The sequence below is a fragment of the Dielma fastidiosa genome (assembly GCF_003475485.1).
Taxonomy (GTDB): Bacteria; Bacillota_I; Bacilli_A; order Erysipelotrichales; family Erysipelotrichaceae; genus Dielma; species Dielma fastidiosa.
On sequence record NZ_QRQL01000008.1, the window covers coordinates 1 to 800 of the forward strand.

2 protein-coding genes are annotated in these 800 nt (G+C 45.4%); both read right to left on the reverse strand.

Translation table 11 applies throughout. The features are described 5' to 3' along the window. Positions 1–176, reverse strand: a 176-nt coding sequence (locus DWZ33_RS18530) for a PTS sugar transporter subunit IIA (RefSeq protein WP_182425724.1), incomplete at its 3' end; no start/stop codon positions are given. Between the two features lie 12 nt (positions 177–188). After that, a partial coding sequence (ulaG, locus tag DWZ33_RS18330; protein ID WP_244925880.1) for an L-ascorbate 6-phosphate lactonase occupies positions 189–800 on the reverse strand: 612 nt, incomplete at its 5' end.

Below are 800 nucleotides of genomic sequence, written 5' to 3' on the forward strand. Positions count from 1 at the left end.
GCGATGATGATATACGGTCCGTATTTCTTTACACAATTGATGACCGCTTCTACATACACCGGTTCGATCACCCCTTCTTTGATGATCGGCTCACAGCTTGCCGCGATTGCTTCTTCCCAGCTCTCAAACTTTTCTCTGAAACTGTATCTTCCCGTTTCTACAAACTCCCTCAGCATTCTTTTTGCCTCCTATAAGATGCTTCTGAACGGCACATTCGGCTCATCCGTGAAGCAGTCCTCAAAGCCTCGGCGATAATGATACTGACGTTTATTCGCATCATTTGGATATATGAACTTACCGCCTACATCCCAGATAAACGGTTTGAATTTGTAATCCAAGGTGTATTTCTTATAATCATACAGCATCAGGATTTCCTGCGGATCGGCCTTGAAGTTTGTCCATACGTCATAATGGAATGGGATCACTACCTTGCACTGCAGGGCTTCCGCCATTCTTAAGATGTCCACACTTGTCATCTTATCCTGATTGCCGATTGGGTTCTCGCCATAGCTGCCTAACGCTACATCGATCTGATGATCTTTGCCGTGTTTTGCATAATATACGGAATAGTGGCTGTCTCCTGAATGATAGATATTGCCTGCCGGTGTCTTGATCAGATAGTTTACTGCTTTCTCATCCATATCCGTTGGACATACACCGCGTACATCTTCATCATTGGTTACTAGGCATGTACGGTCAAAGCTGTCCAGGACAACGATCTCCGTATCCTTGATCTTGATCACATCACCCGGCTTTACCGTGATGCAGCGTTCTTTTGGTACGCCGTAGCTCAGCCATTT